Raw genomic sequence first — 22,876 nt, 5'->3', positions numbered from 1 at the left:
TCCATGAAGATCGCGTCCGTCCGCACCCATCTCCTCGAACACAGGCTCGACGTTGCCTTCGAAAGCGCCTCGATGCGCTTCGATCGCCGCGCCCATGTGCTCGTCGAGATCGAGTGCGACGACGGCACGATCGGCTGGGGCGAATGCCTCGGCCCGGCCCGGCCGAATGCCGCCGTGGTCGCGGCCTATGCAAATTGGCTGATCGGCGAAAATCCGCTCGAAACCGAAAAGATCTGGGCGCGGCTCTATAACGCGCTGCGCGACCAGGGCCAGCGCGGCCTCGCCGTCACGGCACTGTCCGGCATCGACATCGCGCTTTGGGATATCAAGGGCAAGCATTTCGGCGTTCCGGTCTCGATCCTGCTCGGCGGACGCTTCCGCGAGAGCGTCAAGGCCTATGCGACCGGCAGCTTCAAGCGCGACGGCGTCGATCGCGTGGAAGACAATGCGACCGACGTCGCCGGTTATTGGCAACAGGGTTTTCACGCCAGCAAGATCAAGATCGGCTTCGGCGTCGAGGAAGATCTGCGGGTCATCCGCGCGGTGCGCGACGCCGTCGGCCCCGACATGCGGCTGATGGTCGACGCCAACCATGGTTACGACGCCATCGAGGCGATCAAGTTCGGCCAGGCGGCTGCTGAACTCAACATCGACTGGTTCGAAGAACCGGTCGTACCGGAACAGCTCGCTGCCTATCGCGAAGTCCGCGCCCGCCAGCCGATCCCGGTCGCCGGCGGCGAGACCTGGCACAGCCGCTGGGGCATGCGCGAGCCGGTGGAAACCCGCGCCGTCGATATCCTGCAGCCCGACCTTGCCGGCGTCGGCGGCTTTACCGAAGCCAAGCGCGTTGCCGACATGGCAGCCCTTCACGGCATCCGCGTCGTGCCGCATGTCTGGGGCACCGGCGTGCACATCGCGGCCGCCCTGCAGTTCATGGCGGCGATGATCCCGAGCCCGGTTCGGGTCAATCCGATCGAACCGATCCTCGAATTCGACCGTACCCACAATCCGTTCCGTCAGGCGGTGATCAAAACCCCGATCGAACACGAGCGCGGCGTGGTGCAGATCCCGAACGGCCCAGGCCTCGGCATCGAGATCAACCGCGATGCGCTCAAAGAATTCCGCATGGGAGACATCTGATGCTCGTCCGCACCCTTTCCGGCACTCCGCCCAAGACCAGGCTGCCCAAGGGGGCGGTCGACACCCAGATGCATGCATATCTGCCGGGCTTTCCCTCTTTGCCCGGCGGCCCCGGCCTTCCGGCCGGAGATTTGCCGACCCCGGCCCAGTATCTCCAGTTCATGCGCTGGATCGGCATCGATCGGGTCATCGTCACCCAGGGCAATGCCCAGCAGCGTGATAATTCGAATCTCAACGCCTGCCTTGCGGAATTCGGTTCGGTTGCCCGCGGCGTCTGCGTGATCGACAGCACCACGTCGGAAGCCGAACTGGACAGCCTCGTAGCAGCCGGCAATGTCGGCGCCCGCATCATGGACCTGCCGGGCGGCGCGGTGAACCTGTCGGAACTCGAAGCCGTCGACGCCAAGGCTGCGTCCCGCAACTGGATGGTCGCCGTCCAGTTCGACGGCAGCAACATTCTCGACCACGAAGAGCGCCTGAAGAACCTTAAGTCCCGCTGGGTGTTCGATCACCACGGCAAGTTCTTCGCCGGCGTCACGCCCGATAGCCCGCAGGTCGATGCCGTCAAGCGCCTCATCGACGGCGGCAAGTGCTGGTTCAAGTTCGCCGGCGTCTACGAATCCTCGAAGGCCGGCGGTCCGGACTATGCCGATGTCGCCGCGGTCGCCCGGGAAATCGCCAGATATGCACCGGAACGCATCGTCTGGGGCACCAACTGGCCGCATAACCTCGCCCGCGAACAGGCCGATTATCCGGATGATGCGGCGCTGACCGATACCGTGCTCGGCTGGTTGCGGGACGATGCGGCACGCGAGCTCGCACTCGTGAAAAACCCCGAAGAACTTTACGGCCTGCCCGCCCGATAAACGGCACGGGAGGCCTGAGGAAGACTGATAAATTCAACGACCGGGGCGTGGAGGCTCCGGCGCTCACACAGAGGAGGACAACATGAAACTCACGAAACTGCTCGGCCTTGCCTTCGGCCTCGCGCTCGGCGCGACGGCCGCCAATGCACAGGTTACCCTGCGTTCCGCCGACATCCATCCGGACGGTTATCCGACCGTTGATGCCGTCAAATACATGGGCGAACTGGTCTCCCAGCGCACCAACGGCCGCATCAAGATCCAGGTGATGAACAACTCGGTCCTTGGCGGTGAAAAGGACACGATCGAGCAGACCCGTTTCGGCGTCATCGATATGAACCGCGTCAATGCTGCGCCGTTCAACAACCTCGTGCCGCAGACCACCGTTCTCGGCCTGCCCTTCCTGTTCCGCTCGACCGAGCACATGCACAAGGTCGTCGACGGCCCGATCGGCGACGAAATCCTGAAGGCCTTCGAACCGCATGGCCTGGTCGGCCTTGCCTATTACGATTCCGGCGCGCGCTCCTTCTACACGACCAAGAAGCCGATCACCAAGCTCGCCGACCTGAAGGGCATGAAGATCCGCGTCCAGCAGTCGGACCTCTGGATCGCCATGATGCAGGCCTTCGGCGCCAACCCGACGCCGATGCCGATGGGCGAAGTCTATTCCTCGCTCGAAACCGGCGTGGTCGACGGCGCGGAAAACAACTGGCCTTCCTATGAATCGGCCCGTCACTACGAGATCGCCAAGAACTACACGCTGACCGAACATTCCCTGAACCCGGAAATCCTGGTCATGTCGAAGATCTCCTGGGACAAGCTGACTCCGGAAGACCAGAAGATCTTCCGCCAGGCCGCCAAGGACTCGGTCGTCAAGATGCGCGAACTCTGGACCGCCCGCGAAAAGTCCTCGGAAGCCAAGGTTCGTGCCGGTGGATCCAACGTCATCAAGGTCAACAAGGATGAGTTCTCGGCCGTCATGAAGCCGGTCTACGACAAGTTCGTCACCGATCCGAAGCAGAAGGCCCTGCTGGAACAGATTCAGGCCGTCAAGTAAGCCGACCAGAGACCGGCCCTCGCCAAGAGGGCCGGTTTTTTCTTGCATATCCGGCAGCCTTGCTGCCGCGAAGAGGACAGGATCATGAGAAACTTCATGCTGGCCATAAAGCCCTACCTGGGCGGGCTTAGCCGCATATCACTTTATATCTCCGGCATCGGCATGATCGCCATGACCCTCATCGTCGGCTGGCAGGTGTTCGGCCGTTATGTCCTCAACGACTCGCCGAGCTGGTCCGAGCCGCTGTCGCTCTATCTGATGTCCTGGTTCATCATGCTCGGAGCCGCCGTCGGCGTGCGTGAGAGCGTGCATCTCGGGCTCGATATCGTTCGCTACGTCATGCCGCCGGCAATCCAGAAGGCAATGGATCTCCTGAGCCTGGGCCTGATCGTGCTCTTCGGCATCGGCATGGCCTATTATTCGACGCTGCTAGCCATGGGTACCTGGTCGGCCACCATTCCCGTTCTCGGCTGGCCGGGCGGCACCGACTTCTTCCCGATGATCGTCGGCGGCGCCATGATCTCCCTTTTCGCTCTGGAGCGCTTCGTTGACGTCGCCATCGGCGAGGAAGTTGCTGCCGACGTACTCGTGCAGGAGGCTGCGTAATGGCCTACGCCATTCTTTTCGGTTCGTTCACATTCCTCATGCTGGTCGGCATGCCGATCGCCTTCTGCCTCGGCATCGCCTCCTTCGCGACGGTCCTCTACATGGGCCTGCCGCCGATCGTCGTCTTCCAGCAGCTGAATTCCGGCATGAACGTCTTCGCCATGATGGCGATCCCGTTCTTCATCTTCGCCGGCGACCTGATGGTGCGCGGCGGCATCGCACAGAGGCTGATCCGCTTCGCCGCAGGCCTTGTCGGCCACATGCGCGGTGGTCTCGGCCAGGTCAACGTCGTCGCATCGACGCTGTTCGGCGGCATCTCGGGCTCGGCCGTGGCGGACGCATCGGCCGTCGGCGGATTGATGATCCCGCAGATGGCTGCGCGCGGTTATGACAGGGACTATGCAGTCAACGTGACGGCCAACGCCGCCATCATCGCGCTGATGATCCCGCCCTCGCACAACATGATCCTCTATTCGATCGCAGCGGGCGGCAACGTCTCCGTCGCCGACCTCTTCACCGCCGGCATCGTTCCCGGCCTGTTGCTGGCCGGGGCGCTGATGATCACGGCCTGGTGGGTTGCCGTCAAGCGCGGTTATCCGGCCGACCCCTTCCCGGGCTTCGCCCGTGTCGGTTATTACCTGCTGGCTTCGCTGCCGGGCATCCTTCTGATCGCCATCATCTTCGGCGGCGTCCGCTCCGGCGTGTTCACGGCAACGGAAAGCTCCTGCATTGCCGTCATCTACGCCTTCCTCGTTGCGATGCTCGTCTATCGAGAGCTGAACTGGGAAGGTTTCGTCGAGGCCGTCATGGGCGCCGTGCGCACCACCGCCATGGTGTTGCTGGTCATCGGCACCGCGGCCGCGTTCGGCTGGCTGATGGCATTCCTGCAGGTCCAGACGCTGATCATCGCGGCGATCAGCGCGGTTTCGGACAACCCGATCATCGTGCTTCTGATGATCAACGTCATCCTGCTGGTCCTTGGCACGTTCATGGACATGGCGCCGATGGTCATCATCTCGACACCGATCCTGCTTCCCGTCGTCAAGGCCTTCGGCATCGATCCGGTCCATTTCGGCGTCATCATGATCCTCAATGCCGGCATCGGCCTCAACACGCCGCCGGTCGGAACCGTGCTCTTCGTCAGTTGCGCGGTCGGCGGCATCACGATACGTGAAGCGATGCGTACAATCTGGCCTTTCTTCGGAGCCAGCATCGCAGTATTGCTGCTCGTGACTTACATCCCTGCCCTGTCGCTCTGGCTGCCAAGCGTTTTCAGGTAAGCGACTGAACAAGCTCTATCTGACGGTCCCGCCCCCATGGCGGGGCCTTTCACATGAAAGGAGAGGTCCATGACCATCTACCAGAACCTGATCGCCGGCGAATGGGTCGGCTCGGACGCTTCCAAGAACATCAACCCGTCCGACACGAATGATGTCGTGGGCATGTATGCCCAGGGCAGCGCCGAAGACGCCAAACAGGCGATCGCCGCGGCAAAGGCGGCATTCCCCGCCTGGTCGCGTTCCGGCATCCTCGAACGCCACGCGATCCTCAGAAAGACCTCCGACGAAATCCTCGCCCGCAAGGACGAACTCGGCGCCCTTCTCGCCCGCGAGGAAGGCAAGATCCTTCCCGAAGCGACCGGCGAAGTCATCCGCGCCGCCCAGATTTTTGATTTCTTCGCCGGCGAAGCGCTGCGCCTGACCGGCGAACTGGTGCCGTCTGCCCGTCCGAATATCGGCGTCGAGATCACCCGCGAACCGCTCGGCGTCATCGGCATCATCACGCCGTGGAATTTCCCGATCGCCATTCCCGCATGGAAGATCGCGCCGGCGCTCTGCTACGGCAACACCGTCGTCTTCAAGCCTGCCGATCTCGTGCCTGGCTGCGGCTGGGCGATCGTCGACATCCTCCACCGCGCCGGCCTGCCGAAAGGTGTCCTGAACCTCGTCATGGGCCGCGGCTCGGTCGTCGGCCAAGCCATGCTCGACAGCCCGGACCTCGCCGGCATCACGTTTACCGGCTCCACCGGCACCGGCAAGCGCGTCGCGCTCGCCTCGATCGAGCATAACCGCAAGTTCCAGCTCGAAATGGGTGGCAAGAACCCGATGGTCATCCTCGACGACGCGGACCTCAACGTGGCCGTCGAAGCCGCCGCCAATTCGGGCTTCTTCTCGACCGGCCAGCGTTGCACCGCCTCCTCGCGCCTGATCGTGACGGAAGGCATCCACGACAAGTTCGTCGCAGCACTCACCGAGAAGCTGAAGACGCTCAACGTCGACAACGCCATGAAGGCCGGCAGCCATATGGGCCCGGTCGTCGACGACAAGCAGCTGAAGCAGGACACCGACTACATCGAGATCGGCAAGAACGAGGGCGCCAAGCTCGCCTTCGGCGGTGAACTCGTGAAGCGTGACACGCCCGGCTTCTATCTGCAGCCGACGCTGTTCACCGAAGCGACCAACCAGATGCGGATTTCGCGCGAGGAAATCTTCGGACCGGTCGCTTCCGTCATCCGGGTGAAGAACTACGAGGAGGCGCTGGCAACCGCCAACGACACGCCGTTCGGCCTGTCGGCGGGCATCGCCACCACCAGCCTCAAGCATGCGACGCATTTCAAACGTAATTCCGAGGCCGGCATGGTGATGGTCAACCTGCCGACGGCGGGCGTCGATTTCCACGTGCCGTTCGGCGGCCGCAAGGCCTCGTCGTTCGGCCCGCGCGAACAGGGCAAGTATGCCGCGGAGTTCTTCACCGTGGTGAAGACCGCCTACACGCTCGCCTAAACAAAAAAGGCGCTGCCATTTCGAAATGGCAGCGCCTTCAATTCAGCAATCGAGATAGCTTATTCGGCGGCAGCAACACTGGCGCGCTTCGGCAGCTTCCAGTTCGGACGCGGGAAATGGCATGTATAGCCATTCGGATAGCGCTCCAGGTAATCCTGATGCTCCGGTTCGGCCTGCCAGAAATCGCCGACCGGCTCCACTTCCGTCACCACCTTGCCCGGCCATAGGCCCGATGCGTTGACATCGGCGATCGTATCTTCGGCGACGCGCTTCTGTTCGTCGTTCTCGTAATAGATCGCCGAACGATAGCTCATGCCGATATCGTTGCCCTGGCGGTTCTTCGTCGACGGATCATGGATCTGGAAGAAGAATTCAAGAATATCGCGATAACTGGTCTTGGCCGGATCGAAAATGATTTCGATCGCTTCGGCATGGGTGCCATGATTGCGGTAGGTCGCGTTCGGCACGTCGCCGCCGCTATAGCCGACGCGGGTCGAAACCACGCCGGGCAGACGCCGGATCAGGTCCTGCATGCCCCAGAAACAACCACCGGCCAATACGGCCCGTTCGGTAGACGTCGTCATGCTTTCCTCCTTCGGTTTTGGATTTGCACCTAAAATGGCGATCCGGCGGAAGAAATTCAATCCATCGCCACCACTCAGCCGACTGCCGCCTCGACGATCGGACGGACCGCCTCTTCCAGGCTCTTCGGCGTCGTACCGGTAACGATGACGCCGAGCAGCGGCGCCGCAATGCCCGCCGCCTTCAGCCTTGCCATATCGCCGGCCACGAAACGCTTCTGGCTCGGAGCGATGACCGGAATGCCGGCCTTCGACGTGATTTCCCTGTAGCGATCAAGATCGGTCTCGTTGAGCGGCTTGCCGTAATCGGCAAACGACGCGACGGACGCCTCCATCATGGCGCCGGGAATGGCGACGATGGTCTTCAAATCCTCGTCAGTGCTCCCTTCGCCGAGCGCCGGGATCGGGCGGAGCTTCGACTGCAGCAAATGCGGCTGAAGATGGTCGAAATAAACGTTGAAACCTTCAAAACCCAGTTTGGCCAAGGCATCGAGTTCGTCCGGCGTCGGCACCGTCTCCTGGCCGGCCATCACCAGCAGCGGCGCCCCGAGCGGCGCAAGCGTCTCGAAAAACGGCCGCTCCTCGGCAAAACTGCCGAATGTCGTGCCGGTCGCGCGGTGATAGGCGTTGAGATGCACCTTGATCGCAAATGCCCCCACCCCGATCGCCGCCTTGGCAAGATCGAGGTCGTGCCGGGCAAGCGAGACGATGACCGGAAATTCGCCGCCGCGCAGCGCCTTGGTGAGCCTGGTTTCGAGATAATTCGGCATCGCAGGCCTCAATTCAGACGCTGGCCGCCATCGGCGGCGAAGAGATGGATATTACCGAGTTCCGGCCGCACCCGGATCGTCGCTCCCGGCGACAACGATACCCGTTCGCGAAACACGCCGGTCACCAGCGTTTCGCCCAGTTTCATCGTCACCTGCGTCTCGGAACCCATCGGCTCGACCAGCACGATTTCCGCAGGCACGCCGCTGTCGTCCAGGGCGAAATGTTCGGGACGAATGCCGTAGACCGTCTTTCGGTCCTTGTGCCCGTGCGCTGCCTCGGGCAGTGGCAGCAAAATACCGGGCGCGGAGAAGCCTTCCGGCGTAATCGTGCCGGTGAGGAAATTCATCGACGGTGAGCCGATGAAGCCTGCCACGAACTGGTTGGCCGGCCGGTCGTAGAGGTCGAGCGGCGCGCCGATCTGCTCGACCCGCCCGCCGTTCAGCACGACGATCTTGTCCGCCATGGTCATCGCCTCGACCTGGTCGTGAGTGACGTAAATGGTGGTCGTCTTCAGCCTCTGATGCAGGCTTTTGATCTCGCCGCGCATGACGACGCGCAGTTTCGCGTCAAGATTGGAAAGCGGCTCATCGAACAGGAAGACCTTGGGGTCGCGGACGATCGCCCGGCCCATCGCAACGCGCTGGCGCTGGCCGCCGGAAAGCTGGCGCGGGTAGCGATCGAGCAACGGCGCAAGACCAAGAATGTCGGCTGCCCATTTGACCCGTTCGGCGATCTCCGCCTTGCTGCCGCCGCGGTGTTCCAGCGAGAATCCCATATTGGTCGCGACCGTCATATGCGGATAGAGCGCGTAATTCTGGAAGACCATGGCGATGTCGCGGTCCTTCGGATCGAGGTCGTTGACCACCCGCCCGCCGATATTCACCTCGCCGCCGGTAATTGTCTCCAGCCCCGCGACCATTCTGAGCAGGGTGGATTTGCCGCAGCCGGACGGGCCGACCAGCACCACGAACTCGCCGTCGGTGATGCCGAGGTCGATGCCGTGGATGATATCGACGGCGCCATAGCTCTTGCGGACATTGGAAAGGGTAACTTCAGCCATCAATCAGATTTCCGTTTCTTCAGCCCCAGTGTTTCAAAAGGTGAGTTTTTCAACCCTTGAGGCCGGTATGCGCGAGCCCTTCGACGAATTGCTTCTGCGCGATGATGAAGACGATGAGAACGGGCAGCGCCGTCAGGGTCGCGGCTGCAAGCTGGATGTTCCACATCGGGCCGCCATAGGCGTCCGTGTATTGAGTCAGCGCCTGCGGCAGCGTGAATTTGTCGGCACTCGACAGGAACACGATCGGCTCCAGATAGAGGTTCCAGGAATGCAGGAAGGTGAAGATCGCCACAGACGCGAGCGCCGGCCGTGCAAGCGGCAAGGCGATCTTGCGAAAGATCTTGAAACGCCCGAGGCCATCGACCCGCGCCGCCTCTTCGAGTTCGACAGGCAGCGCAATAAAGAACTGCCGCATCACGAATGTCGCGAACACGCTCGGTGCGCCGAAGATCGGCACCAGGATCAAGGGCCAGTGGGTGTTGACCATGCCCGCCTTCAGGAACATCTGGAAAAGCGGCACGATCGTCACTTCCGATGGGATCAGGAGCCCGAGCAGCACGACCATGAAGATCGCATTGGCGAACGGAAACTTGATGCGCGCGAAGGCATAGCCCGCCATGGAGGACACGACCATCGTGCCGATCGTCACCAGTGCGGCGATATAGGCGGAATTCCAGTACTGCTTTACGAAGGGCTGCAATTCGAAGACCTTCGAATAGGTCGTCCAGTCGTAGCTTTCCGGCAGGAGTTGCGGCGGAAAGGCAAAAATGTCGCTGATCGGCTTCACCGACGACGTCACCATCCACCAGGTCGGAAAGACGAAGGGGATCAGGAGAATGCAGAGCAGGCCGTAGAGAAACACTTGTCTGCGCGGGGAGAGCTCAGCTTTCATAAAAAACGATCCTCTTGCGCATCTGCCATTGGGCGAAGGTCAGCACGGCGACGATCACAAACAGCATGATCGACAGCGTCGAGCCGTAGCCGAAGAAATGGAACTGGAAGGCCTGCTGGTAGAGATAATAGACGAGCACCGTTGTCGTGAGACCCGGGCCGCCTTGCGTCAGCACCGCGATCTGCGCGAACACCTGCAGCGAACCGACGATGGTGATGATCGAAGTCAGCAGAATGGTCGGGCTGATCAGCGGCAGGGTGATGCGGCGGAACTGCTTGAAGCGCGGGGCGCCGTCGATGCGGGCCGCCTCGTAGAGTTCGTTCGGCACGCCCTGGAGGGCTGCGAGGAACAGGATCATGTTGAGGCCGACATTCTTGAACACCTGCACCACGATGACCGAGATCATCGCCGTTACCGGTTCGCGCAGCCAGTTCGGCCCATCGATGCCGAAGACGAGCAGCACGCCGTTGATGCCGCCGTTCTTCTGCAACAGGAAACCCCAAACGATCGTCCAGGCGACCAGCGACACCACGACCGGCGAGAAGAACAGCGTGCGGAAGATGGTGATGCCGGCGAGCTTCTGGTTGAGCAGCACCGCAAGCAGCAGTGCCAGGCTCAGGTTGAAGATCACCAGCCCGGCGGAAAAGATCGTCGTCGCCCCGAGCACCGAAGGCAGGCTCGTGTCTTCGAGAAGCATCTGGTAGTTCGCGAGGCCGGTATAGGTGAAGGTATTGGCGAGCACGTTCCACTCGTGCAGCGAATACCAGAAGACGAGGCAGAGCGGGATCAGCACGAACAGCGTGATCCCGATCAGTTGCGGGGCGATGAAGAGAAACCCGGCGAGGCTGTCGCGCCGCGCGACCGTCCAGAACGACGATGAGGACCGGCCTTCCGGACGGGCGGTTTGCTGCACGACAGCCATCGACACGAGCCCCCTTAGCGCTTCAGAAGCGGGCCGATCTGGCCGCAGATCTGCTGGAGGGCTGCCGGGATATTCGCATCCGGACGCCAGACGGCATCGAGGCCCGAACGAACCACCTGCTGGATCTGCGCAAAGCCCGTGTGGCCCGGAATGACCTTGCCGGTGGCAATGCCGGAGATCACGACCTTGTCGATCTGTTCCTGGCTCAGCAGCGGATTGGTCTTCTTCAGGACTTCGGCATTCAGCAACGACTTGCGAGCCGACGGGAAAAACTGGCTGAGCTTGGCCGAGTTTTCCGGGTTCGTCATATAGGCGACGAATTCGGCGGCCGTCTTCGCGTTCTTGCCCGACTGCATGACACCGACGCCGGCCTGGCCGATCAGCGCATAATTGCCGGCCGGACCCTTCGGCAGCGGCACGAGATCCCAGGAGAACGGCTTGTCCTTCGGCAGCAGCGAGGCGCGGCTGATCTGGGTGATCGTCATTGCCGCATTGCCGGCGAAGAAGTCGACGCTTTCGCCGGGGCCCGGCATCGCCTTGTTCTTGAAGACGGCGTTGTGAATGAAGGTCAGCGCGTCGACCATCGGCTTCTCGGTCATCGTGCAGGTCTTGCCGTCGGCGCTCCAGGGCGAAGCCCCCCAGCCGTTCCAGACGGAGGCGAGGTTCTGCCAGATCTGATAGTTGAAGTCGCGGACGATCAGGCCACCCTTGCCGGTCTTGCCAACGGTGGATGCGGTGGCGATGGCGTTGTCCCAAGTCCACTGGTTGGCTGCAATCATTTCCGCCGGAGTCTTGGCGCCGGAAGCCTTGATGAGGTCGTTATTGACGAACATCGCAAACGGCGAGGTCGAGAACGGATAGGCAAACAGCTTGCCGTCCTTGGTCCAGCGCTCGGCGGCCGTGGTGCTCAGTTCTTCCGCATTGTAGCCCTTGGTGGCCTTGAGCGTGTCCGTCAGCGGATAGAGCGCGCCGGAATTGACGAAGTCATAGGCGGCGGTCTCGAAGATCCAGGCCATGTCAGGCGCATTGCCGCCGGCGATCTGGGTCGTCAGCGCCGTCGTATAGGTATCGAAGGGCAGCGACTCATAGGTCACCGTCACGTTCGGATGGTCTTTTTTGAAGCCGGCAGCGATGTCGCTGAACAGCTTCAGATGCGCCTCGTTGGCGCTCCAGATGGTCATGCGCAGGTTGATCGCGTCCTGGGCGTTGGCAATGCCGCTCCCCACGAGCGAAATGCCGAGCGGCACGGCAACCGCGATTGCGGCGACCGCCGATTTCAATGTCTTGTAATAGTTCATTCCCGTTCCTCCTCCAAAGATTGGTTTGATAGACAGGCCCCCGGCCGGTCCTAATAAGCGGCGACGTCCGGCCAGCGCATTTCGATGCCTTCACGGGTAAGCTCTCTCTGGAAACTCTGGAGCTTCTCGTCGTTTTCCTGGACCTGATGCGGCGTAAGATTTTTGTCGAGGCAATGGGCGGCGAGCATGCCGGCGACCTCGCCGATGTTCCACTCGACCGGATGGAGCCGGTAGCAGCCATTGGTGATGTGGGTCGTGCCGATGTTCTTGCCGGCCGGAATGAGGTTCTTCACCCGCTGCGGCAGCAGCGCCCCGAGCGGGATCTCGAACGGGCAGGACGGCACGTCGATATAGTTGTCGCCGCCGGTCGAGGGATGCAGATCGATCCGGTACATGCCGATGCCGATGCTGTCGCGGTAGTTGACCGCGCCCTTTTCGCCGCGCACCGAATAGGACAGGTCCTGCTCGACGACGCGGGTAACCGGCTTGATGCGGCGGCTCTCGCGGATATAGGGAGCCATGGCAAGCCCGTGCTCGGTGCCGGTAATGTCGCCGCGCAGGCGAAGCCCCGGAAAGCCCTGGCCGCCATCGACACGCGGCGCTTCGGTCTGCAGCCAGTAGAACAGCGAATAGGAGAGGTCGGCAGCCGATTTCAGCTGTTTCGCCTTGTCCTCTTCGGAAAGGTCGATGATCGTGCCTTCCATGTAGTCGATCATCGGCCAGTTCACGAGGCAGATGTCTGAGGTGTAGGCGCCGGCCACGAAGTTATTGCGCGCGGCAATGCGCCGGAAGATCCACAGGTTCTCGTCGCCGCCGCCCTTGCGCTGGTCGGCATCGACGGCGAGCGGATCGTCATTCGGATTGGGTGTGAACGAGCGGGTGGTGAAATCGAGCGTACGCGGATGCGGGGCGGTGAAGCCGAGCAGCGGGCCGCCCCAGAAATGCGGCTGGTACGTGCGCCAGTAGTCGTAATTTTCCGGCTTGTCGATCGTCTGGTCGCCGTCGACGTGATCGATCGCAAAGCAGATCGACACGGCCTGGACATTGTCCGGCTGCACTTCAGACGGCGCACTCGGCTCGCCGGTGTCGGACTGGGCCTCGAAGCCCTTCACATATTCCGTGCCGGTCATCGGCAGCAGATCGCCGAGCTCCGTTGCATCGAGGATATAGGCGGCGGAGATGGTGATCTCCCGTCCGGTGTCGCGATGCCGAACGGTGACGGAGCGCACCGTATCCCCGTCGACATCGGCGGCGACCGGGCGATACGGCTGCAGCACCTTCAGCTTGCCGGCGCCGCGATAAGGCATCAGCATCGCTTCCATGACGGCAAGACTGACGCGCGGCTCGGCGCAGATGCGACTGACCCAGCCGGCACCGGGATTGAGGTCGCCCCAGGCGTGGGCACCCTCGGTCAGCGGATAGTGGTCGCGATAATACTGGCGGATGCCGCTGCGCAGCTTCCGGTAGGAGCGGGTAATGCCGAACTGCTCGACCCAGGTATGCTCGTCGGAGGGCACCGCCTGACTGGTCAGCTGGCCGCCGATCCAGTCGAACTCCTCGGTCATGATCACGCTGCGGCCTGCCCGGCACGCACCGAGTGCTGCCGCAACGCCGCCAAGACCACCGCCTACCACCAGAATATCCGTATGCATCTCTGTCACGTTGATCATGTCCGTCTTTTTGCGGGTCCAAGGGTTTCCCCCTCGACCGGTTCACAGGTCAGAAGAATTTGTTGGCCAGGCTCGCCGCTCTCGATGCGGCGCACCAGCATCGCAGTCGCCTGCCGGCCCATCTCCTCGCGGGGGATGTCGAAGGCGGTGAACTGCACATGGCTGCGCTCGGCGCGGATATGGCTGCCCAGCACGACGGCGGAAAAGTCACCGGGAATGGACAGGCCGCGCGCGCGGGCAGCCGCCTCGACGCGCACGGCATCGGCGAGCTCGACGAAGAAGGCGACGGTCGCACCGCTGCCGAAAAGCGCGTCCAGTATCTCGTCTGCCGCGCGGCCCACTGTTTCGATATGCAGGACAAGCTCGAGACCGTCACCAAGGGCTCCATCGAAGCCCGACCACCGATCGGCAGTCGATTCCGCCGGTCCCGGCGGGCCGATATAGGCAAGCTTCGAATGCCCGAGCACCCTTGCCTTCTCGACCAGCGCCCGCGTGCCGTTCGCATAATCGCCGCCGACATAAGGAACGGGCCCGCCGGCGTCCTCGCGCCGGCCGATCGCCACGAACGGATAGTCGCCGGATACCAGCCGCGTCAGCTCGGCGCGGTCGAATTCGCGGCCGAGCACGAGGCAGCCGTCGGCGATCCTCAAGCGATTGCCGTCGGCAAAGATCTTTCGATCCTGCCCAACGCCCGCGCCGGTCAAGAGCAGAAGGTCGTAATTCTGGATCTGCGCCTCTTCCTCGATGCCGAGCAGGAAGGGCGTGAAGAAGTCTGCCTGGGCGCTTGGAAACGCCGGCTCGTAGGTGAACACGCCGAGAATGCGATTGAGCCCCTTCGCCATCCGGCGCGCGATCGGATCGGCGACGTAACCGGTGGTACGGATGACCTGCTGGACGCGCTCGCGGGTCTCCTGCGGAATACGCGCCAGAGCTGTTGGCGCGCCGTTCAGCACAAGCGAAACGGTCGCCTGGCTGACGCCGGCCAATTTCGCAATGTCGTGCTGAGTCAAACGCTTAGGCGCAGCCACGCAAGGTCCTCCCTCTCTCCTCTTGACTGCTAATGCGTATTAGCAGCTAATACGTATAAACAAGATTATGGCGGTGGCTGTCAAGCGGGAAAATGAAGGAAAAGTTGATGAGGTTTGCGGAGCATTTGAAATCGCTGGAAATTTCAGGCACCCGCGTATTCGGCGACAGCATCACCGCCGGCTTCAATGCCTCCCGGGCCGAACTTGCCTGGCCGGCACTGTTTGCCGGTGCGGTCGAAGGCTTCCCGATCCGCCATCACGCCATCCCGGGAACGGTGTTGCAGGGCTCAAAATTTGTCGATGGAAAGCCGAGACTGAACAATGGCATCGGGAGGTTTGTTCAAGCGCTTCTTGATCGACCGCACGAGGACGCGATCCTGATCCTCTACGGCTACAATGACGCTCGCTACACTGCGGCCCCCGAAACCATGAACGTTGCAGGCTTCGTGCGGGATTATAGCCGTATCCTGAAGGGGCTGATCGCCGCCGGGCACGGGCAAAGGATCGCGATCGGCAGCCCGCCCTATATTCCGGATGCCGGATTTTCGGTTGGAAGCGCAGGGTTCACCGGCCAGACCCGCCAGGGGTTCGAGCGTTATGTGGAAGCGGTCCGCGAGCTTGCCCGGCAATTCTCGATTTTTTACGCCCCAGTCTACGAACGGATGTTAGAGCCCGGCGATGGACTTCTCGCCTCACCCGACATCACCCACCCCAACGACGCCGGCCACCGGGTGATCTTCGAAGCGTTCCGAGATGCCGCACGGTGATGATCTCAGGCGCTGCGCCGCAGTCGCCATGCGGCGACAGCCCCTTCACGATCCTGTCACCGTCTGACGACAAACTCGAACACGTCCTCCTTCGGCTCGACGCCGAGACCTGCACCGGTCGGCACCACGTAGGTGCCCTCGCCTGACGCCATGTCGCCCTCCGTATAGGTGAGGTTCCGGTCGAAGATCGAGTGCTGGTATTCGTGATAGGGCACGTTCTGCAGCGCCGACGCGGCCTGCAGGCTGGCCGCCATGAAGATGCCGACGCTGATCGATGCGTGCGGCATGATGTTCATATGAAAGGCCTGCGCCATCTGGCCGATGCGGATGAACTCGGTAATGCCCGTATGCCCCATTTCCGGCTGCACGATGCTCATCGCCCGCTTTTCGAAGCGCGGCCTGTATTCGTAGGTGGTGCGCAATTCCTCGCCGAGCGCCAGCGGCACGCCGATACCGGCCGCAACCCGCGCCTGCCCCTCGAGGTTCTCCGGCTGTACCGGCGCTTCGGCAAAATAGAGATTGTAGGGCTCCAGCCGCCGGATGATGCGGATCGCCTCGCCCGCCTCGAATTTCCAGTGCAGGTCGACCATCAGGTCGATATCCGGCCCGACCGCTTCGCGCAGAGCCGCCATTTCCTTGACGATATCCTCCTCGGAGACCACCGCCGCGAACTTGATGCCCTTGTAGCCCCTGCCGACCCAATGGACGGCCAGATCGCAACGCTCCTTCAGCGTCGCTTTCGGCAGGCCCGAGACATAGGCGCGGATCGTATCGTGCCGTCGCCCGCCGAGCAGTGTCGAGACCGGCACCCCGAGGTTCTTGCCGGTCAAATCCCAGAGCGCGATGTCGACGCCTGCCAGCGCGTCGAGATAATAGCCGCCGAAGAAACCGCGCACCCGCATCAGGTCGTAGAGGTCCTCGTGGATGACCGCCGCATCGCCCGGATCGCGGCCGATGATGACCGGGCCGAGCACGTCGTCGATGATCGCCTTGGTCGCCTCCGGCGCGACGATCCCATAACACTCACCCCAGCCGACCTTGCCGCTCTCGCCGGTGACCTTGATCAGCAGCGTCATGTCGGTCGAGGGATAGATGGTGCGGTTGCCCTTGCGGATCAGGTAACCGCGCGCGTTGATCGCCTCGCCTTCCTTCAGAGGTCCGAGATAGGGCACCTCGCGGGGAATGGAAATGATGAAGGTCTCGACCGAGACGATCGCATCGACGACGTTTTTCGGCATGGGTTCTAGCTCAGTTCGGCTTGTGATTGGTATAGGGCAGATCGGCCTCCGCCAGAAGCAACGCCAGTTCCTTGGCATCGCCCTCGTCGAATTTCGGCCCCTTGCCGCGGACGAACGTGTGCTTGATGACACCGCGCCGGCGCAGCACTTCCTTCGTCATATGCATACGGAAGATGGCCTGGAAATTCAGAAGCGGCAGAGAGACGTTATAGAGTTTTCGTGTCGTCGCGACATCGCCCTTCTGCCAGGCATGGATCATCTGCGCATGGATATCGGCAAGCTCGGCAGCAGGCATGGTGCCGGCCGCACCGCGCGCCAGTTCATCGGTAACGTAACGTCCGCCGGCGCCGCCGAAGATCGCGTCAAGCGAACCGTTGGCAGCAGCCTTGATGCGTGTGAGATGCTGGCCGCAGGGCGCGGTCTCCTCCTTCACGTAGCGAATTTCCGGCACGGCATTGGCAACCGCCGCCACTTCTTCCGGCGTCAGCCCCGCGCCGATCGGCTTCGGCTGGTTCTGCAGCATGATCGGCACACCCGCATCAGCCGCCACTTCCCGGAAATAAGCGGTCTGGGCAGCGATGTCGTTACCGAGAGACAACGGCGCCATCACCATCGCCGCCCCTGCCCCGATCTCGGCCGCCTGCGCCACATGTTTCGCCGCAGCCTTCGGGTCCGGATCGCTGGCGCCGATAATGATCGGGATGCGTCCGCCGATCCGATCCGCAAGCACCTCGACCTGCCGCTTGCGCTCCTCCGGCGTCAGCGTGTCCACCTCGCTGGCGACACCGGGATACACAACGCCGTCAACGTTACTCTCCAACGCGAAATCGATGATCGACAGGAAGTCCGCCTCGTCGATCGATCCGTCGTCGCGGAACGGTGTGGGAAGAACGGGGAAAGCCCCGGCAAGGATCTTGCTCATTTGACTGCTCCGGCGGTGACGCCCTGAATGAAGTAACGTTGGAGGAACATGAAGGCCGCGACGATGGGCGCAGACGCGATCAGCGATGCCGCCATGGCGCCGCCCCAGTCGGAATTGACCTCGTTGAGATAGGTGAGAAGCAGGCCCGGCCCGATGGTGCGCTTCTCGTCCGAGACGATCAGCGTCATCGAATAGAGAAGGTCGTTCCAGGACCACATGAAGGAATAGAGGAACACCGTGACGATCGGGGGGATCGAGATCGGGATGACGATCGTGTGGAAGATCCGGAGATCGCTCGCACCGTCCGCCCGCGCCGCATCGATCAGCTCGTCCGGCACCTGGGTAAAGTAGCTGTAGAGCATGTAGGTCGAGACCGGCAGCGCAAAGACGATGTAGCTGAGGATCAGTCCCGGCCTTGTGTCGAGCAGGTTCAGCTCGCTCATCAGCGGATAGATGGAGATCAGCAGCAGGCCGAACGGGAACATCTGCGCCGAGAGCATGAACAACATCACCGGCTGGCGGCCGAAATAGCGGTACTTGGCGAAGCTGAAGCCGGCATAGAGCGCCAGCAGTGTCACCAGCGCGGCGCTGCAGGTCGAGGTGATCAGGCTGTTCATCAGGTACATCGGCAGTTTGCCGGTGGTCAGCGCCCGGATGAAATGCTCAAGGCTCGGCATGGTCGGAAACGGCGTCGGCACGACCCGGTAAAGCTCGGCATTCGCCTTCAGGGACGAGATCACCAGCCAGTAGAGCGGGAAGAACAGGAAGAAGCCGATCACCGCAAGGGCGGCAAAGAAGACGATTTTTGCCTGACGGGAGGAAAGGTCGAACATCTCAGTTTCCTTTCACCAGCATGCGCAGATAGAGGAAGGCAGGCGGCAGGAGCGCCGCAACCCAGAGGACGCCGACGGCGGAGGCAAAGCCGATATCCCACTGCTCGAAAGCGCGGCGATAGACCTCGACGGACAGAACCGTCGTCGCCCGCACCGGCCCACCGCCGGTCAGCGCGTAAATCGTATCGAACTGCTGCAGATTGCCGATCACACCGAGAACCACGACGATCATCAGAACCGGACGCAGATGCGGCAGGATATGGTCGCGCAGCACCGCCCAGTTGCCGGCGCCGTCGACGCGCGCCGCATCGATCTGCTCCTTGTCGAGGTTCTGCAGGCCGGCCAGGAAAAAGGACATGAAAAGTGGGATGGAGAGCCAGATCTTGGTCAGCACCACCGCGAGCATCGCGCCTTCAGGCGTCGACAACCAGGCCTGCGGGTAGTCGATCAGGCCAAGCTCCATCAGGAAGGCGTTCAGCACGCCGTAGCGGGAATTGAAGATCCAGCCCCAGATGAAGGCGCTGACCGTAGAGGGCAATACCCAGGGCAGCAGCGACAGCGACCGCAGCACCGCGCGGCCGGCAAACGGCTGGTTCATGATCAACGCCCAGCCGAGACCGGCGACCAGCGTGCCCGTTGTCGTCAACACCACATAGATGGCCGTCGTCCAGAACGCCACCCAGACATCGGGATCCGATGCGATCTTATAAAAATTCTCGAAGCCGATGAAACGCGGCTCCATCATCTCGACGGTATATTCGAACAGCGACAGGCCAAGTGCCGACAGAAACGGATAGAGAATGACCGCAGCAAAGGCGATCGCCGCCGGCAACAGCAGAAGCAGCCCGATGCGGTTCTGCCCCGCTTTCAGGCCCCCTCGGTTCGCATGCGGCGAGACCGGATAGGCTCCGACATTGTTTTCGATCACGGCCATAGAGGCTATTTCCTGTTCGATACACTTTCGAGTTTGGGACCTGTGCAAGTACGGTCCCCTCACCAACAAAATCTACGACTTAGCTGAAGCTAAGATCGTGATTTTGTAACCTCTCCCGCAAGGGGAGAGGTAGAACGCCGAGTTTGCGGCACCGGTATCTCTCCCCTTGCGGGAGAGAACGCGATTTCAACATCTTAGCGCAGCTAAGTGTTAGAAATCGCAAGTGAGGGGATCGCCCTCACCCGCGATCGCCGACCTATTCCGACTTCTTCGCCTTCTCCATGCTGGTCGTCAGCCGAGCCTGCATGGACTTGATGGCATCGTCGGCCGATTTCTGGCCGAGCAGCGCGCCCTGCACTTCCTCGCCGATGATGTTGGTGAGGTCGGCGGCATTGGACCAGATGCCGACTTCGTTGCGGCGGGCGTCACCCGTCGCGGCCGACCAGTTCTTGAGATAGGCGTCGTCGGCAACCGCCGCGCGGGCGGACTTGGTGACCGGCAGCGCGCTCATCTTCAACGGAAGGTCCGTCTGCACCTTGTCCGAAATGATGTAGGTCAGGAACTTGTCGGCCGGATCGTCGGCCTTGGCCTTGCCGCCGGCGGCGAACTGCACGAGCAGATGTCCCCACTGGACGGAAACGGACTTGTCGCCAGCCTTCAGCACAGGTGTCGGCATCGGCAGCACGTTGGCATCGAATGCCTGGCCTTTGCCGGAGAAATCCCGCAGGAAAGTGCGGGTCTGCGGGGCGTCGAGATAGAAGGCTGACGCACCTTGCGCCAGCAGGCGGCGCGAATCCGGGCGGTCTATTTCCGGAGCCGCCAGTCGGTCCTTCAGCAGGCCGACCATGAAGCCGAGCGCATCGCGGCTCTGCTGGCTGTCGACGACGACCTTGCCGGCGTCGTCGATGATCCGGCCGCCATGCACCCAGTTCCAGACCATGAAGTCGATCAGGATCGAGCCATTGTTTTTGGTCGCCATGGAGTACGGCACCGAGTTGGGCACCTTGTCGCGCACCGAGATCAGAGCTTTCTTGAAGTCGTCGACGGTCTTCGGCGCGTCATTGATGCCGGCCTTCGCGAGCACTTCCTTGTTGGCCACCATGCCGATCGAACCGGACAGAAGCGGCAGCGCAAGCTGCTTGCCGTTGATATTGCCCATGGCGAGCGCATCCGGCGCGAAAGCCGCTTGAAGCTTGTCCTTGCCGTAGACCGTGTTCAGGTCGACGAGATTGTCGAGGCTCGCGAAAGTCGGCAGCCAGCGTTCGGAAAGCTGGGCGACATCGGGCAAGGTCTTCGACCGGGCGCGCAGAAAGATATTCTTCTGCATGTCGCCCCAGGCGAAGCCGAGCGGCTCGACCGTCAGCTTCTCGGCCTTCTGAAAATTGTCCAGGACGCCCTGGACGATCGCCTTGTTAGCCTCTTCCGCGTACGTGAAGCTCATGAAGCTGAGATCGGCTGCCTTGGCGGCACCCGAGCCGAGCGCAAGCGCGACGGCGGCGGTGCCGATCAGTCTGGTAAAGGTGTTCATCAAATCCTCCCGAAACGATGATGATGGAACTCTGTTTCAACCCGAAAAAGGTCAAGCGGCGAGCGCCGGATCCGCTTTCCCTCGTTAAACGACGCCTCCATCGACGATGAATGTCTGCGACGTGATGAGGCGGGAATCGTCTGCCGCCAGGAACAGCGCCATGCGGGCGATATCGGGCGGCAGCAGATGCTCCTTGAGGCACTGGACCTCGAGGTATTCAGAAAACTTGCCCTGATAGACGCGCTTGGCGCGCTCCACCTGACGCTCGGTCAACACCCAGCCGGGCGCAATCGAATTGACGCGGATATTGCGTGTCCCCAGTTCGCGGGCGAGCGACTTGGTCATACCCATGACGGCGGATTTGGCGGTCGTATAGAAGATCAGCCCGGCCGCGCCGCGCATCCACGAGATCGATCCCATGTTGATGATCGACCCGCCGCCAGCCTCCGCCATTTCCGGCACGACCGCCTGGACCGCGAAGAACTGATGGCGCAGGTTGGTCTGGAAACGCTCGTCCCAATAGTCCGGTGTCACGTCTTCGAGCGGCATGCGGTCGTCATTGCCGGCATTGTTGACGAGCACCCGGATCGGTCCTATTTCGGATCGCAGCGCCTCGATCCCGTCCTTCAGGGCGTCGATGTCGCGCAGGTCCGCGGTACCATGGAACGGCTTGTTGCCGGTCTTTCTCGCGACTACCGCGGCCGTCTCGTCGGCGACATTGGCATTAAGATCGAGGAACCCGACCTTGCAGCCCTGGGCGCAAAAATGCTCGACCAGCGAAGCGCCGATTCCCGAACCGCCGCCGGTGATCAGCACACCCCTGCCCTTGAGGCTGGGGTACTTCGCGGCCTCCACCTCGGCCTTTGCGATGAGTTCCGGATGAATGGTCATGCGGCCTCCAGGGCGACTGGACGCGCCGAAGCCAGTGACAGGCCATCAACGGAAAAGACGTGGATCATGGCCGGATCGACATGCACGCCGATCGGTTCCCCGCGCTTGACGGCCCGATCGCCGGAAAGCCGCACGACGACCATCTCCTCGGAGCCTTCGAGCGCCACATAGGCATAGGTGTCGCTGCCGAGATGTTCGGTCATGGTCACGGTCCCAGCGAGCGAATCCGGTGCGCCACGGCCGACCAGTTCCACATGCTCCGGCCGGATGCCGATCTCCGCCGGCGCGGAGGACAGGTTACGCGGCAGACGCACCTCTCCGCCCGGAACGGCAAAGACGCCTTCGCTCTTCCTGGCGCCGAGGCCCAGGAAATTCATGCGCGGCGAGCCGATGAAGCCCGCAACGAAGCGGTTCACAGGCTTGTTGTAGAGATCGAGCGGCGAACCGATCTGCTCGACGCGGCCGGAATTCAGCACCACGATCTTGTCGGCCAGCGTCATCGCCTCGATCTGGTCGTGGGTGACATAGACCATTGTCGTGCCGAGCGTATCCTTCATGCGGGCGATCTCGATGCGCATTTCCACGCGCAGCGAGGCGTCGAGGTTGGAAAGCGGTTCGTCGAACAGGAAGATACGTGGTTCGCGAACGATGGCACGGCCGATCGCAACGCGCTGGCGCTGGCCGCCGGAAAGCTGGCGGGGCTTGCGCTCCAAATAGGTGTCGATGCGGAGTTTCTTGGCGGCCTGGGTGACACGCGTCTCGATCTCCTGCTTTGGCGTGCCGGCAAGCCGCAGCGCATAACCCATGTTCTCGGCAACCGTCATATGCGGATAGAGCGCGTAGGACTGGAAGACCATGGCAATGCCGCGCTTGGCGGGCGGCACGTCGTTCACCAGTTCGCCGTCGATCGCCATCTTGCCCGAGGTGATCTCGTCGAGGCCGCAGATGAGACGCAGGAGCGTCGATTTTCCGCAGCCGGACGGGCCGACGAAGGCGACGAATTCGCCGTCTTCGACCGTCAGGTCGATGCCCTTCAGGACTTCGGCCGAGCCGAAGGATTTACGGATGTCTTTGAGTTCAAGCTTGGCCATG

Annotated in this window: 22 protein-coding genes; 7 read left to right on the top strand and 15 right to left on the bottom strand. The window is 62.2% G+C overall.

Annotated features, from left to right (window positions below):
* Positions 1-3: 3 nt before the first annotated feature.
* From C5J26_RS04435 to C5J26_RS04410, 6 genes are all read left to right on the top strand, one after another.
* On the top strand, positions 4-1,140 hold the full coding sequence (locus C5J26_RS04435) for a mandelate racemase/muconate lactonizing enzyme family protein (protein ID WP_105400656.1): 1,137 nt from the start codon (positions 4-6) through the stop codon (positions 1,138-1,140).
* Positions 1,140-2,006 (top strand): amidohydrolase family protein, encoded by an 867-nt coding sequence (locus tag C5J26_RS04430; RefSeq protein ID WP_105400655.1) that lies wholly within the window; start codon positions 1,140-1,142, stop codon positions 2,004-2,006. Before C5J26_RS04435 ends, C5J26_RS04430 begins: the two co-directional genes overlap by 1 nt.
* An 82-nt stretch (positions 2,007-2,088) precedes the next feature.
* Positions 2,089-3,060: a TRAP transporter substrate-binding protein gene (locus C5J26_RS04425; RefSeq protein WP_105400654.1), complete on the top strand. Its 972-nt coding sequence runs from the start codon at positions 2,089-2,091 to the stop codon at positions 3,058-3,060.
* Between the two features lie 84 nt (positions 3,061-3,144).
* Complete coding sequence (locus C5J26_RS04420) at positions 3,145-3,666, top strand: TRAP transporter small permease (protein ID WP_105400653.1); 522 nt, start codon at positions 3,145-3,147, stop codon at positions 3,664-3,666.
* Positions 3,666-4,946 (top strand): TRAP transporter large permease, encoded by a 1,281-nt coding sequence (locus C5J26_RS04415; protein ID WP_105400652.1) that lies wholly within the window; start codon positions 3,666-3,668, stop codon positions 4,944-4,946. Before C5J26_RS04420 ends, C5J26_RS04415 begins: the two co-directional genes overlap by 1 nt.
* Positions 4,947-5,015: 69 nt before the next feature.
* Complete coding sequence (locus C5J26_RS04410; RefSeq protein WP_105400651.1) at positions 5,016-6,449, top strand: aldehyde dehydrogenase family protein; 1,434 nt, start codon at positions 5,016-5,018, stop codon at positions 6,447-6,449.
* Positions 6,450-6,508: 59 nt separating this feature from the next.
* On the opposite strand, the gene msrA is transcribed toward C5J26_RS04410, so the two are convergent.
* The 8 genes from msrA to C5J26_RS04370 form a co-directional block, all read right to left on the bottom strand.
* A complete protein-coding gene (gene msrA / locus C5J26_RS04405; RefSeq protein ID WP_046633284.1) occupies positions 6,509-7,033 on the bottom strand; it encodes a peptide-methionine (S)-S-oxide reductase MsrA in 525 nt (174 codons plus the stop codon).
* 74 nt (positions 7,034-7,107) lie between these two features.
* Entirely contained in the window at positions 7,108-7,800 is a 693-nt protein-coding gene (locus tag C5J26_RS04400) for a hypothetical protein (protein ID WP_105400650.1), read from the bottom strand.
* Positions 7,801-7,808: 8 nt separating this feature from the next.
* Entirely contained in the window at positions 7,809-8,861 is a 1,053-nt protein-coding gene (locus tag C5J26_RS04395) for an ABC transporter ATP-binding protein (protein WP_105400649.1), read from the bottom strand.
* Between the two features lie 49 nt (positions 8,862-8,910).
* Positions 8,911-9,753: a carbohydrate ABC transporter permease gene (locus tag C5J26_RS04390; protein ID WP_105400648.1), complete on the bottom strand. Its 843-nt coding sequence runs from the start codon at positions 9,751-9,753 to the stop codon at positions 8,911-8,913.
* Positions 9,743-10,675: a carbohydrate ABC transporter permease gene (locus C5J26_RS04385; protein WP_105400647.1), complete on the bottom strand. Its 933-nt coding sequence runs from the start codon at positions 10,673-10,675 to the stop codon at positions 9,743-9,745. The genes C5J26_RS04390 and C5J26_RS04385 overlap by 11 nt, the downstream gene beginning before the upstream one ends.
* A gap of 14 nt (positions 10,676-10,689) precedes the next feature.
* Positions 10,690-11,973: a sugar ABC transporter substrate-binding protein gene (locus C5J26_RS04380; protein WP_105400646.1), complete on the bottom strand. Its 1,284-nt coding sequence runs from the start codon at positions 11,971-11,973 to the stop codon at positions 10,690-10,692.
* A 50-nt stretch (positions 11,974-12,023) separates the two neighbouring features.
* Entirely contained in the window at positions 12,024-13,625 is a 1,602-nt protein-coding gene (locus tag C5J26_RS04375; RefSeq protein ID WP_105400951.1) for an FAD-dependent oxidoreductase, read from the bottom strand.
* 14 nt (positions 13,626-13,639) lie between these two features.
* Positions 13,640-14,671, bottom strand: a complete 1,032-nt coding sequence (locus tag C5J26_RS04370) for a LacI family DNA-binding transcriptional regulator (RefSeq protein WP_105400645.1) — start codon at positions 14,669-14,671, stop codon at positions 13,640-13,642.
* A 107-nt stretch (positions 14,672-14,778) separates the two neighbouring features.
* Here C5J26_RS04370 and C5J26_RS04365 point away from each other — a divergent pair, with 107 nt between their 5' ends.
* Positions 14,779-15,438, top strand: coding sequence for an SGNH/GDSL hydrolase family protein (locus tag C5J26_RS04365; RefSeq protein ID WP_105400644.1), 660 nt, complete (start codon positions 14,779-14,781; stop codon positions 15,436-15,438).
* A gap of 56 nt (positions 15,439-15,494) precedes the next feature.
* Here the strand turns inward: C5J26_RS04365 and C5J26_RS04360 are convergent, their stop codons facing one another.
* The 7 genes from C5J26_RS04360 to C5J26_RS04330 form a co-directional block, all read right to left on the bottom strand.
* Positions 15,495-16,676, bottom strand: a complete 1,182-nt coding sequence (locus tag C5J26_RS04360) for a mandelate racemase/muconate lactonizing enzyme family protein (RefSeq protein WP_105400643.1) — start codon at positions 16,674-16,676, stop codon at positions 15,495-15,497.
* A 10-nt stretch (positions 16,677-16,686) separates the two neighbouring features.
* Complete coding sequence (locus tag C5J26_RS04355; protein WP_105400642.1) at positions 16,687-17,598, bottom strand: dihydrodipicolinate synthase family protein; 912 nt, start codon at positions 17,596-17,598, stop codon at positions 16,687-16,689.
* Positions 17,595-18,431, bottom strand: a complete 837-nt coding sequence (locus C5J26_RS04350) for a carbohydrate ABC transporter permease (protein ID WP_105400641.1) — start codon at positions 18,429-18,431, stop codon at positions 17,595-17,597. Before C5J26_RS04350 ends, C5J26_RS04355 begins: the two co-directional genes overlap by 4 nt.
* 1 nt (position 18,432) lies before the next feature.
* The gene (locus C5J26_RS04345) at positions 18,433-19,365 is read right to left on the bottom strand and encodes a carbohydrate ABC transporter permease (protein ID WP_105400640.1); all 933 of its coding nucleotides are present in this window, start codon (positions 19,363-19,365) and stop codon (positions 18,433-18,435) included.
* 256 nt (positions 19,366-19,621) lie between these two features.
* A complete protein-coding gene (locus tag C5J26_RS04340) occupies positions 19,622-20,893 on the bottom strand; it encodes an ABC transporter substrate-binding protein (RefSeq protein ID WP_105400639.1) in 1,272 nt (423 codons plus the stop codon).
* Between the two features lie 84 nt (positions 20,894-20,977).
* Positions 20,978-21,784 (bottom strand): SDR family NAD(P)-dependent oxidoreductase, encoded by an 807-nt coding sequence (locus C5J26_RS04335; protein WP_105400638.1) that lies wholly within the window; start codon positions 21,782-21,784, stop codon positions 20,978-20,980.
* Positions 21,781-22,875 (bottom strand): ABC transporter ATP-binding protein, encoded by a 1,095-nt coding sequence (locus tag C5J26_RS04330; RefSeq protein ID WP_105400637.1) that lies wholly within the window; start codon positions 22,873-22,875, stop codon positions 21,781-21,783. Before C5J26_RS04330 ends, C5J26_RS04335 begins: the two co-directional genes overlap by 4 nt.
* Position 22,876 lies beyond the last annotated feature (1 nt).

It is taken from the genome of Neorhizobium sp. T7_12, from assembly GCF_002968535.1.
Lineage (GTDB): Bacteria > Pseudomonadota > Alphaproteobacteria > Rhizobiales > Rhizobiaceae > Neorhizobium > Neorhizobium tomejilense.
The sequence above is the reverse complement of the archived record's forward strand: the minus strand, read 5'-3'. Positions and strand labels throughout refer to the sequence as shown.

What these genes read in the sequence shown, in the direction of transcription:
- C5J26_RS04435 (WP_105400656.1), top strand. Translation starts at nt 4, where the DNA reads ATGAAGATCGCGTCCGTCCGCACCCATCTCCTCGAACACAGGCTCGAC.
- C5J26_RS04430 (WP_105400655.1), top strand. Translation starts at nt 1,140, where the DNA reads ATGCTCGTCCGCACCCTTTCCGGCACTCCGCCCAAGACCAGGCTGCCC.
- C5J26_RS04425 (WP_105400654.1), top strand. Translation starts at nt 2,089, where the DNA reads ATGAAACTCACGAAACTGCTCGGCCTTGCCTTCGGCCTCGCGCTCGGC.
- C5J26_RS04420 (WP_105400653.1), top strand. Translation starts at nt 3,145, where the DNA reads ATGAGAAACTTCATGCTGGCCATAAAGCCCTACCTGGGCGGGCTTAGC.
- C5J26_RS04415 (WP_105400652.1), top strand. Translation starts at nt 3,666, where the DNA reads ATGGCCTACGCCATTCTTTTCGGTTCGTTCACATTCCTCATGCTGGTC.
- C5J26_RS04410 (WP_105400651.1), top strand. Translation starts at nt 5,016, where the DNA reads ATGACCATCTACCAGAACCTGATCGCCGGCGAATGGGTCGGCTCGGAC.
- msrA (WP_046633284.1), bottom strand. Translation starts at nt 7,033, where the DNA reads ATGACGACGTCTACCGAACGGGCCGTATTGGCCGGTGGTTGTTTCTGG.
- C5J26_RS04400 (WP_105400650.1), bottom strand. Translation starts at nt 7,800, where the DNA reads ATGCCGAATTATCTCGAAACCAGGCTCACCAAGGCGCTGCGCGGCGGC.
- C5J26_RS04395 (WP_105400649.1), bottom strand. Translation starts at nt 8,861, where the DNA reads ATGGCTGAAGTTACCCTTTCCAATGTCCGCAAGAGCTATGGCGCCGTC.
- C5J26_RS04390 (WP_105400648.1), bottom strand. Translation starts at nt 9,753, where the DNA reads ATGAAAGCTGAGCTCTCCCCGCGCAGACAAGTGTTTCTCTACGGCCTG.
- C5J26_RS04385 (WP_105400647.1), bottom strand. Translation starts at nt 10,675, where the DNA reads ATGGCTGTCGTGCAGCAAACCGCCCGTCCGGAAGGCCGGTCCTCATCG.
- C5J26_RS04380 (WP_105400646.1), bottom strand. Translation starts at nt 11,973, where the DNA reads ATGAACTATTACAAGACATTGAAATCGGCGGTCGCCGCAATCGCGGTT.
- C5J26_RS04375 (WP_105400951.1), bottom strand. Translation starts at nt 13,625, where the DNA reads ATGCATACGGATATTCTGGTGGTAGGCGGTGGTCTTGGCGGCGTTGCG.
- C5J26_RS04365 (WP_105400644.1), top strand. Translation starts at nt 14,779, where the DNA reads ATGAGGTTTGCGGAGCATTTGAAATCGCTGGAAATTTCAGGCACCCGC.
- C5J26_RS04360 (WP_105400643.1), bottom strand. Translation starts at nt 16,676, where the DNA reads ATGCCGAAAAACGTCGTCGATGCGATCGTCTCGGTCGAGACCTTCATC.
- C5J26_RS04355 (WP_105400642.1), bottom strand. Translation starts at nt 17,598, where the DNA reads ATGAGCAAGATCCTTGCCGGGGCTTTCCCCGTTCTTCCCACACCGTTC.
- C5J26_RS04350 (WP_105400641.1), bottom strand. Translation starts at nt 18,431, where the DNA reads ATGTTCGACCTTTCCTCCCGTCAGGCAAAAATCGTCTTCTTTGCCGCC.
- C5J26_RS04345 (WP_105400640.1), bottom strand. Translation starts at nt 19,365, where the DNA reads ATGGCCGTGATCGAAAACAATGTCGGAGCCTATCCGGTCTCGCCGCAT.
- C5J26_RS04340 (WP_105400639.1), bottom strand. Translation starts at nt 20,893, where the DNA reads ATGAACACCTTTACCAGACTGATCGGCACCGCCGCCGTCGCGCTTGCG.
- C5J26_RS04335 (WP_105400638.1), bottom strand. Translation starts at nt 21,784, where the DNA reads ATGACCATTCATCCGGAACTCATCGCAAAGGCCGAGGTGGAGGCCGCG.
- C5J26_RS04330 (WP_105400637.1), bottom strand. Translation starts at nt 22,875, where the DNA reads ATGGCCAAGCTTGAACTCAAAGACATCCGTAAATCCTTCGGCTCGGCC.